Source organism: Thermocrinis sp. (assembly GCF_036781485.1).
Classification (GTDB): domain Bacteria; phylum Aquificota; class Aquificia; order Aquificales; family Aquificaceae; genus Thermocrinis.
Genome location: NZ_DAIQAX010000012.1, coordinates 1 through 9,168 on the forward strand (window position 1 = coordinate 1; position 9,168 = coordinate 9,168).

The window sequence follows — 9,168 nt, forward strand, 5'->3', positions numbered from 1 at the left end:
TCCCACATTGGGCCGTCCCCCCAACCTCTAAGGGAACTAACCTTCTCCTCACCCTGTCCCACGCCCCTTCCACCAATAAAGACTTCAGAGGAGAAAGGTCCCTTGGCAAAACCTCTCCAAGAACAGGGAAGAGGATGGCTACCTTCAGAACTTGCCAAACCTTGTTTCCTTTGACTGCCTTTGAACCTATGTTTATCAAAGTCCCCTGTCTTTTCTCTTTCCGCTCTCTTTTTAGCTTTTCTCTTGTTTCACACGTAAGGTGGTTTCTGCAGAGCTTTTCAAAAAGGGCTTTACCGCCAAGAATGACTTTTTTATCCGTTGGATACTGCTTAGCTTTGTAGATAGCAGAGTCTATGTATATGGCGGACGATTGTTTGCGCATTAGCTGAAAAAGCTTTTTTCTGTCTGAACTGTTGAGTTGGAGTTTAAATTCCAAGCTTACGTACATCTTAAGTTTTATTATAGTACTTAGCACTGTCTGAAAGATTTTTTTGAAAAGCCTCGAATTGTTTGCATGCTTTTTAATATAATCTTTCTCGGACATGCATATTCTGGTGATTGGTCTGGGAAACATGGGAAAGAAATATCTACTAAAACTGGAAGAACTTGGGAAAGCACCAGTATTGTGCGATAAAGATCCAAACAAAGCAATAGACGATTACCCCTTTTATTGCCATTTGGATGAAGTGCAGGAGGACATAGGAGCGGTAATAATAGCAGTAGATCCTAAGGACCATGTTAAGCTCGCGAGAGATTTTTTAGATAAGGGGGTTCCTGTGCTTCTTGAGAAGCCCCCAGCTTTGACCTACTTAGAGTTTATACAAATATACCATTATCCCAACCTTTACATCTCTGAGATAGAGAGCTTTTCAGCGTGTTTGAACTACTTTCCAAAGAACGTGAAAACTCTGAGTATTGAAAGACTTGGTAAAGGAAAGGGATATATTTCTCCCCTTTGGGACCTTGCTTGGCACGACTTATATCTACTTCAGAGATTTTTTAAGGAGATAGAAGTTGAGAGTTTAAAGGTGGGTGATGTGTGGGAGTTAAAAGGGAAAGCTGACGGCGTTGATTTTACTATAAGGGTTGCTTGGGAGCATCCAAGCCCAGCCAGGAGGTGGATAATAAACGATGGTTCTTTGTTGCTTGACTTTGCAAAGGAAGAAGTTTGGGAGAATGGGAATCTAATACACAAAGGCAATACGGATAAACTGGGTGCTATGTTAAAAACCTTTCTATCGGGTAGATTTGACGGTAAAAGCAGGGAAAGAGCATTAAAGAACATTATCCTTTTAGAAGGGATAAAATACTAAGCATGCCTTGGCTTTTGAGGATTAAAAGAAAGTTTAACGCCGCGCACTTTTTAACAAACTACCACGGCAAACCTGAACCTCTACACGGTCATACATGGACCGTGGAGGTGTATATAAGAGTGGATAGTTTAGACGAGGGGGGCATGGGAAAGGACTTTGTGGAGGTGGAAAACTTTTTAAAGGAGGTCTTACCAGACTACACGCTTTTAAACGACATTTTTGACTTTTCCCCCAGTGCGGAGAATGTGGCAAGATGGCTCTACCAAAAGGTAAAAGAAAGATACCCATCGGTGGAAAAGGTGGTAGTTTGGGAAACAGAAAACTGTGGTGCAGAATACTTTGAAGTATAATTTATATAGCTATGAGACTTGTTATAGGCTCCGCCATTCTATTTACCTACTTAGTGATGATATGGGGGGGGGTGGTAAGGAGTACAGATTCGGGTCTTGCATGTCCAAACTGGCCCCTGTGCTATGGAGACTTTAGCCTTCCAAAGGAAACTTCCGCAAAGCTGGAGATGGGACACAGGACAGTAAGCAGTTTGGCTGGCCTTTTTGTTTTTCTAACCTTCATATACGTATGGAAACGCTTTCAAGGACTTCCCAAGATAACCTCCGCGATAGCTCTTCTTTTTACCATAAGTGCAGCCTTAACTGGCATGAAGATGATAACTTCAGAAGCTCCCAACTTAAAGTATTTAAGCCACATGCTCTTGGAATCTATCCATATATACGAATCTATGATAATACTGGGGGCGCTTGTTCTTACCTATAGGTTTATGCACTCACAAGATCCAGTAAAAGAAGGCGTTCCTATTTGGGCTTACCTTTTTGCGCTCGCTACTATGATAACAGGCGTGCTTGTTAGATACACAGGTTCTGGGGAAGCCTGTGGCCACGAATGGCCCACGTGTGCAGGAGCCCTAATTCCTGACCTTTCCAACTGGCAGATAGCTCTTCAGTTTGTGCATAGAAACCTTTCCTATCTAACTTGGTTAGCTTTTTTACTCTATCTTATTTTCAGCAAAAGCAGATTAGCTTTATACACCTTTATTCTCATAAATGTTCAATTTGTGTTTGCTGTGTCCATGGTATTAACAGGGTTCTTTTTACCCCTCGTTTTCCTTGATACAGCCTCTGGTTTTTTCCTTTTTGCGTGGCTAACTTATCATCTAAACCTTAGAATCCAACAACCTGTTTTGAGAGAAGCATGGCGGTAAAGGCTTTGGTGAAAATGGCTACGTTAAGTGGTGCAGTTAGAGACTACTTGCTGCTTACAAAGCCCGGCATAGTCCTTTTGGTGTTGATAACTACCCTTACGGGGATGTACATAGCTCAGAGGGGTTTCCCTCCCACAAATTTAGTATTTTGGACTCTTCTTGGCACAGGCTTGGCTTCTGCTGGTTCTGCGGTCCTCAATCAATATTTTGACCGAGACTTGGATACGCTTATGGATCGCACCAAGACAAGACCTCTTCCATTAGGAAGTGTATCACCTTCCAATGCCTTTTGGTTTGGTGTAATCCTTTTGTCCCTTTCCTTTCTCATAATGTTCTTTTTTACCAATCCTATAGCGACCTTTTTTACGGCTCTTGCTTCTTTTTTTTATGTCTCCGTTTATACTCTAACTTTAAAGAGAAAAAGTCCCTTAGCTACGGAAATAGGGGGAGTCTCAGGAGCACTACCGCCTGTTATAGGATACACAGCCGTAACTGGTAGCTTGGGATTTGAACCGCTGGTGCTCTTTCTGATCATGTTTATCTGGCAACCGCCACACTTTTGGGTTTTGGCTATAAAGTATGCGGAAGATTACAAAAAGGCTGGCATTCCCACACTGCCTGTGGTAAAAGGCATACAGCACACAAAAATAAAAACCCTTCTTTACACCTCTGCCCTTTTGCCCATGAGCATCCTTCCATACTTTTATCAAATGGCCGGGGAGATTTACCTTATTTCAGCTTCTGTACTAAGCCTTTTATACCTTCTCTTAACTCTTAGGCTCCTATTCTCGAATAAACCTAACGGCGGTTTTCTTTTCTTCTACTCTGTTATCTATCTTGCTTTGCTTTTTACGGTTATGGTGTTTGATCTAAGGAGGTGAAAGTGGAGAAAAGGTTTTTCTTTTTAGCTTTAATTTCCTTAGGCTTGGGTGGGCTCCTTGCCTTTCTGGTGGCCTTAGCTCGCACGCCTGGAATTTACAAGCTTTTTCCTCCTGGATATTTCTACCATGCTTTAGTTGGGCACGTGGATCTTGCCATAGTCGTATTTCTGCTTGCTTTTACCATGCTTTTGTGGAATAAATTTTTTCCAGCAAAGGATAGTGTAAGCTTTTACTTAGCCTTTTTTGGTTTTTTGGGAATAGCCATAGCTTCTTTTTCTGGCTGGGGCACTGCAGTTTCCAACAACTACCTTCCTACCATAGTCCATCCAGTGTTCTTTTTTGGAGCATTATCCTTTTTCTGCGGACTTTGGCTTGCCAATATAATTAGGCTAAAAACTGCTTTTAGAAACATCTTTTCAAAGGATCCGCTGATAAATAGTTTAAGCGCAAGTGTGATTTTAGCCTTTTTGATGATGTTGGCTGTTCTGACCTCTGCCTTTAAGACTGGAAGCCACAGTGAGCTTTATCTTTTCTATGAGAGACTTTACTGGGCACCAGGACACATACACCAATTTTTGAATGGTGCCATGCTCCTTTTCTCTTGGTATTTTCTCTCTAAGTTGTTAGGCATAAGGCACGTGCTTGGTCTTCTCAGATTTGCCAACGTGTCCTTCTTACTTTTTGGCTTCCTGTTAGTATTGGTGCCAGTTATCTTTGAAGACCCTGTTTCAAGAAACGCAAAGATATTTACCGAACTGTCTTATGCCATAGGCTTAGGTATTCCCATATTTTTACATATCTTTAACCTTCTGAGAAAACCTGTTTTTAGCACCTCTCCGTATTCCTTAGCCTTTTGGCTTTCTGTTTCACTTTACCTTTTAGGAATTGTTATAGCTTATGCAGGTTTGAAAGCGGATTTGAGAGTTCCTGCCCACTATCATGGAGCGGTTACAAGTCTGACCCTTACCCTTATGGCAATCTCCTATTACCTCTTTAAGGAATACGGATGGATAAGGGAACTTCCTAAGATTGCAAAACCTCAGCTATTTTTGTACGGCTTTGGGATGATACTCTTTGTCTTAGGGCTTTACTTTGCAGGTTTTAAGGGCGCTCCAAGAAAAACCTACGGCACTGGTTTTACGGAGGATCCCTTTGTACTCTTTTCTTTGGTGCTTATGATGGTGGGGACTGTCTTTGCGGTTATAAGTGGGGTGATGTTCGTGATTTATATGTTAAAGACTGGATTAAAAGCGAAGCATGCCAACCTTTCTGCTAACTAACGACGACGGATACTTTTCTGAAGGTTTAAAAGCCCTTAGGGATGAGCTAAAAAAACTCGGAAGAGTTATAACAGTGGCACCAGATAGAAATCTAAGTGGTGTGGGACACTCTTTGACCTTTAGCATGCCTCTGAGGATGCGAAGGATAGAGCAGGACTTTTGGACAGTTATTGGTGGCACTCCAGCGGATTGCATACACCTGGGCTATTACGTCATACTGGAGGGACAAAAGCCAGATTTGGTGTGCTCGGGTATAAACGATGGTCCCAACTTGGGAGAGGACATTACTTACTCTGGCACAGTTTCTGGGGCTATGGAAGGAAGAATATTGGGCATACCTTCCGTTGCTTTTTCAGCCTTTGGTGGAGAGGTGAAGAACTTTAAAGAAATCGCAAAGGTGGCAAGGCTTATAACTGCCAAGATCCTTGAAAAAGGTATGCCGGAAAATACTTACTTGAACGTAAACATCCCCGACCTTCCAATGGAGCAAATAAAGGGCTTTTTGATTACAAGACAGGGGAGAAGAGCCTATAAAGAGAGAGTATTAAAACTCTTGGATCCCGCAAGGAAGCCTCTCTATTGGATAACTGCCACCGAGTTTGGTTGGCATCTGGAAGAGGAAACAGATTACTGGGCTGTGTATCATGGTTATGTGTCTATAACCCCACTGCAGTTAGATATGACTAATTATGATGCTATAAAAAAGCTGGAAAAAGGTTTAAAATTGTCCTTAGAGGTGAAAGAATGAGCGATACCATAGGAAGGAACGAAATATCAGCCATAAAGGCCCCTATGTTTAGAGAAGTGAAGAAGGGAGAAACGAGAAAGCACATAATATCTGTCCTTGTGCGTAATGAACTGGGAGTTTTGGCAAGGATAGCCACCCTCATAGCGGGGAAAGGTTACAACATAGAAGGGCTTTCAGTGGGAGAAACCCATGAGAAGGGACTATCTTTAATGACTATTGAGGTGATAGGGGACGATGTGGTAATAGAACAGGTGGTAAAACAGCTCAGAAAACTGATAGACACTATAAAGGTAAAAGATCTAATAGACAGCCCTCATGTAGAGAGGGAATTAGCCCTTGTAAAGATTCATACCGCCACGCCAAGGGCAAGGGACGAAGTGCTCAGGCTAACTGAGATCTTTAGAGGTAAAATAGTGGATGTATCACCAGACACTTACACGGTAGAAATAACTGGAGATGAGGATAAGATAAACGCTTTTTTGCAACTTGTAAAACCTTTTGGTATAAAGGAGATGGCTAGGACAGGGAAAGTAGCTCTGGAAAGGGAGGGAGTGTAATCAGTCTCTCTCAAATGTGTATTAATGCTATAATATTAGCATGCAGATTTTCGTAGATAGGGTTGAGTTTAGCGACGCACTATCAAAAGCGAAGTTAGCTACTGAAAAAAAATCTGCCCTTCCTGTACTTAATAACTTCAAATTGGTAGCGGACGAAGATAGATTGTATATTTACGCCACAGACCTGGAGAACTTTTTAGTATTTCACCTACCCGCAAAGGTGGAGGTCAAAGGTGAGACTTCCGTAAACGCAAATAAAATAACATCTGTAGTAAAAAGTCTATCTTCCGCAGAAGTCTACGTAGAGCTTGTGGAGGATAAACTAACGGTAAAAGGGGGAAGAAGTCAATTTAAATTGGTATGTGCAGATCCTTCTGAATTTCCTGAATTTCCACAGGCGGTTGTAAAAGAGCATATTCCTGGCTCTCTTCTGTCTGAGGCTATATCCAAGGTGGAATATGCCATATCAAAAGAGGACACAAGGTATGCTCTGCAGGGAATGTATGTTCGCAATCATGAAAACAAGCTTCATTTTGTTGGTTCTGATGGACACCGCCTTGCCCTCTTCATGCCAAAGGTCGCATTTGAGGATGAGCTTTTACTATCTCGCAAAAGTTTAAAAGTTTTGGAGAGATTACTTAAAGACGTCATAGGGTCCGTTCAGGTAGGTAAGGACGAAAACTTTGCCCACGTGAAGGGGGAGAACTGGATCCTTTCGGTTAGGCTTTTGGAAGGTGAATATCCAGATTATCTATCAGTTATTCCTACCGATTTTCGGGTTAATGCAATAGTGGATAGGGATGAGTTAGAGGATTCTTTAAAAAGGCTTTCTGCTGTTTCGTCTGCCTCTGCCTTTCCTGTAAAACTCTCTTTTATGAAGGATTTACTAATTTTGGAAATATCTGAGCCAGAATTTGGCGAAGGAAAAGACGAAGTGGATATAGACTACAGTGGAGAGCCTATGGAGATAGGTTTCAACGGAAAGTACCTGTTGGAAGCTTTGGAAAGTTTTGACTCTGAAAAGATCTACATAAAAGCTTTTGATGCGGAAAGTCCAGTAGTGTTTGAAAGTTATGACTTCGATAAAGATCCCTATATTTGCTTGATTATGCCAATGAGGCTCTAAAGACAGGTCTTCTGTTCGCTTGAGCTTCGTTTATTCTTCCAACGGGTGTTTTCTCGGGTTTAGACTTCGTAGCTTCGGCCCTTTCTTGTAGTATAGACCTTATAGCCTTTACAAAGTTCTCAAGCGTTTGCGGGCTTTCCGTTTCCGTAGGTTCTATCATAATAGCTTCTTTAACAACAAGGGGAAAATATATTGTTGGAGCATAAAAACCCTCATCAAGTAAAGCTTTAGCCAAATCAAGGGTACTGATTCCTACTTTTTGTAGGTGCAAGCCAGAGAAGACCACTTCGTGCATTTTGGGTGAATTTGGATAGGGGTCATGGAGAACGTCCTTTAACAGGTGGTGTAGGTATCTTGCGTTTAAAACTGCATATTTGGCAACTTTGTCTATTTCCTTGCCGTAGGTTAATATGTAAGCCAGGGCTCTGATGATTACTCCCACGTGTCCATAAAAGCTTAAGAGTTTGCCTACACTTTTGGGAATGTCCCAATTTAGATAATACTTCTTTCCGTCAAACTCAACCTGAGGCACGGGTATGTATGGCCTTAGCCTTTCTGACACACCCACGGGACCGCTTCCTGGACCACCGCCCCCATGGGGTGTGGAAAAGGTTTTGTGAAGATTGAAATGCATTACATCCACTCCCCACTTACCTGGTTTTGCCATACCTACTATGGCGTTAAAGTTTGCTCCATCCATGTAAAGCAACGCATCCCTTTCGTGTAAAACCTGAGCTATATCTTTTATTTTGTTCTCAAAAATACCAAGTGTGTTCGGATTTGTAATCATAAGCCCAGCCACCTTTTCATCAAGCTTTTTCATAAAGTCTTCCCAATCTAGTTGTCCATCCTTACCACTTCTTACTGTTATTACCTCAAACCCACATATACTGGCAGAGGCTGGGTTTGTGCCGTGGGCAGAGTCTGGAACGAGTATCTTGGTTTTGTGTGTATTCCCTCTGTCCCTGTGATAGGCTGCAATCATCAGCAATCCTAAGAACTCTCCGTGAGCTCCTGCGGCAGGCTGAAGGCTAACATCCGCAAACCCTCCTAATTCTTTTAAAAGCTCTTTGAGCTCAAACATAACTCTTAGCGTTCCCTGCGCGTAGTCCTCAGGTAAGAAGGGGTGTAGATTTAGGAATTCCTCTTTATTTGCCAACTCCTCGTTTATCTTTGGGTTATACTTCATAGTGCAGGAACCTAGGGGAACCATAGTGGTGTCTATGGCGTAGTTTTTCTGAGATAACTTAGTGTAATGCCTAACTACCTCAAGCTCTGAAACCTGCGGAAAGTTTAGCTCTTTCCTATAGTATTCGCCCAAGTATTGGGAGACATCTACCTCTTGCACATCCAGATTGGTTAATCTATAACCTTTTTTGTTATCCTCTGAAAGCTCAAAGATCAAACCCATTTTAGTTTTTGTTCTGTGGTAGGTTGTTCTTGAACCTTTGGTGGTCTATCAGATAGAGGCTTGCAGGATAGGGTGTTTATTAAGAATGTCTCTCCAAAAGACGTAGTACAGCCGTAAGAATCGTAAGGGACGCATTCGTCAGTTTCTGCAACTATCAAACGCTTTCTTTGAGGATCAAAGTTAATCTTACATTTGCCACATACCTGAGGACGCAGAGCATCCCTTTTTATGAGACTTTCGCAGTGTTCTACGTCCTCTATTACTGTAGTTTTCAAGGTATACCTCTGCAAACCTTCCTCTCCTGTTCTAACTACCCCGCAGGAGAAGGAAAACAAAATAGCTATAAATCCTATTCTTTTCATGTTTTCAATTTTAAATCGAAAATGGTTAATTCTTGCAACTGATCACTGATTTTATACCCAAATATTGACATTGTATAGTAGAAAAACTAAGGGTATTTCTGAAGAGTGAGATAAACAGAGGGCTAAACAGAGTAATAAGGCTATATAGTCCTGCTGAGCTTGTAGTTGAGAAGTTAGACTTTCGCTCACCAGAGCTTTCAAGAAGGATGAACAGGCTTATAAAGGAGAAACTTCAAAGACTTCAAGAGCTTTGTGGGATTGAGGGAGTTTT

The 9,168-nt window shown here is 41.9% G+C and carries 10 protein-coding genes and 1 pseudogene; 8 read left to right on the forward strand and 3 right to left on the reverse strand.

The features are described from left to right. Positions 1-448, reverse strand: a pseudogene (locus V7P40_RS06680) (hypothetical protein); the annotation flags it as partial. A gap of 94 nt (positions 449-542) precedes the next feature. Between V7P40_RS06680 and V7P40_RS06685 the strand changes: the two are divergent. The 8 genes from V7P40_RS06685 to dnaN are packed head-to-tail and all read left to right on the forward strand — an operon-like array spanning position 543 to position 7,124. Beyond that, the gene (locus tag V7P40_RS06685; RefSeq protein WP_333785199.1) at positions 543-1,313 is read left to right on the forward strand and encodes a Gfo/Idh/MocA family oxidoreductase; all 771 of its coding nucleotides are present in this window, start codon (positions 543-545) and stop codon (positions 1,311-1,313) included. Positions 1,314-1,315: 2 nt separating this feature from the next. Next, on the forward strand, positions 1,316-1,663 hold the full coding sequence (locus tag V7P40_RS06690; protein ID WP_333785200.1) for a 6-carboxytetrahydropterin synthase: 348 nt from the start codon (positions 1,316-1,318) through the stop codon (positions 1,661-1,663). A gap of 11 nt (positions 1,664-1,674) precedes the next feature. Beyond that, positions 1,675-2,532, forward strand: a complete 858-nt coding sequence (locus V7P40_RS06695) for a COX15/CtaA family protein (RefSeq protein WP_333785201.1) — start codon at positions 1,675-1,677, stop codon at positions 2,530-2,532. Continuing rightward, complete coding sequence (gene cyoE / locus V7P40_RS06700) at positions 2,523-3,413, forward strand: heme o synthase (protein WP_333785202.1); 891 nt, start codon at positions 2,523-2,525, stop codon at positions 3,411-3,413. The genes V7P40_RS06695 and cyoE overlap by 10 nt, the downstream gene beginning before the upstream one ends. A gap of 2 nt (positions 3,414-3,415) precedes the next feature. Beyond that, complete coding sequence (locus V7P40_RS06705) at positions 3,416-4,693, forward strand: cbb3-type cytochrome c oxidase subunit I (RefSeq protein WP_333785203.1); 1,278 nt, start codon at positions 3,416-3,418, stop codon at positions 4,691-4,693. Then, positions 4,671-5,441 carry a 5'/3'-nucleotidase SurE gene (surE, locus tag V7P40_RS06710; protein ID WP_333785204.1) on the forward strand — a complete coding sequence of 257 codons (771 nt, stop codon included), beginning with the start codon at positions 4,671-4,673 and terminating at the stop codon, positions 5,439-5,441. Before V7P40_RS06705 ends, surE begins: the two co-directional genes overlap by 23 nt. Beyond that, complete coding sequence (ilvN, locus tag V7P40_RS06715) at positions 5,438-5,998, forward strand: acetolactate synthase small subunit (protein WP_333785205.1); 561 nt, start codon at positions 5,438-5,440, stop codon at positions 5,996-5,998. The genes surE and ilvN overlap by 4 nt, the downstream gene beginning before the upstream one ends. Before the next feature lie 40 nt (positions 5,999-6,038). Beyond that, positions 6,039-7,124 carry a DNA polymerase III subunit beta gene (gene dnaN, locus V7P40_RS06720; protein WP_333785206.1) on the forward strand — a complete coding sequence of 362 codons (1,086 nt, stop codon included), beginning with the start codon at positions 6,039-6,041 and terminating at the stop codon, positions 7,122-7,124. Here dnaN and gcvPB read toward each other — a convergent pair. Together gcvPB and V7P40_RS06730 are read right to left on the reverse strand one after the other, a co-directional pair. Further along, positions 7,105-8,535 carry an aminomethyl-transferring glycine dehydrogenase subunit GcvPB gene (gene gcvPB, locus V7P40_RS06725; RefSeq protein WP_333785207.1) on the reverse strand — a complete coding sequence of 477 codons (1,431 nt, stop codon included), beginning with the start codon at positions 8,533-8,535 and terminating at the stop codon, positions 7,105-7,107. The two genes, dnaN and gcvPB, sit on opposite strands and share 20 nt — an antisense overlap. Then, on the reverse strand, positions 8,526-8,897 hold the full coding sequence (locus tag V7P40_RS06730) for a hypothetical protein (protein ID WP_333785208.1): 372 nt from the start codon (positions 8,895-8,897) through the stop codon (positions 8,526-8,528). Before V7P40_RS06730 ends, gcvPB begins: the two co-directional genes overlap by 10 nt. Positions 8,898-9,168 lie beyond the last annotated feature (271 nt).

Excerpts from the sequence above, each read along its gene's own strand:
- V7P40_RS06695 (WP_333785201.1), top strand. The coding sequence starts at position 1,675 with ATGAGACTTGTTATAGGCTCCGCCATTCTATTTACCTACTTAGTGATG.
- V7P40_RS06685 (WP_333785199.1), top strand. The coding sequence starts at position 543 with ATGCATATTCTGGTGATTGGTCTGGGAAACATGGGAAAGAAATATCTA.
- gcvPB (WP_333785207.1), bottom strand. The coding sequence starts at position 8,535 with ATGGGTTTGATCTTTGAGCTTTCAGAGGATAACAAAAAAGGTTATAGA.
- V7P40_RS06730 (WP_333785208.1), bottom strand. The coding sequence starts at position 8,897 with ATGAAAAGAATAGGATTTATAGCTATTTTGTTTTCCTTCTCCTGCGGG.
- surE (WP_333785204.1), top strand. The coding sequence starts at position 4,671 with ATGCCAACCTTTCTGCTAACTAACGACGACGGATACTTTTCTGAAGGT.
- ilvN (WP_333785205.1), top strand. The coding sequence starts at position 5,438 with ATGAGCGATACCATAGGAAGGAACGAAATATCAGCCATAAAGGCCCCT.
- V7P40_RS06690 (WP_333785200.1), top strand. The coding sequence starts at position 1,316 with ATGCCTTGGCTTTTGAGGATTAAAAGAAAGTTTAACGCCGCGCACTTT.
- dnaN (WP_333785206.1), top strand. The coding sequence starts at position 6,039 with ATGCAGATTTTCGTAGATAGGGTTGAGTTTAGCGACGCACTATCAAAA.
- cyoE (WP_333785202.1), top strand. The coding sequence starts at position 2,523 with ATGGCGGTAAAGGCTTTGGTGAAAATGGCTACGTTAAGTGGTGCAGTT.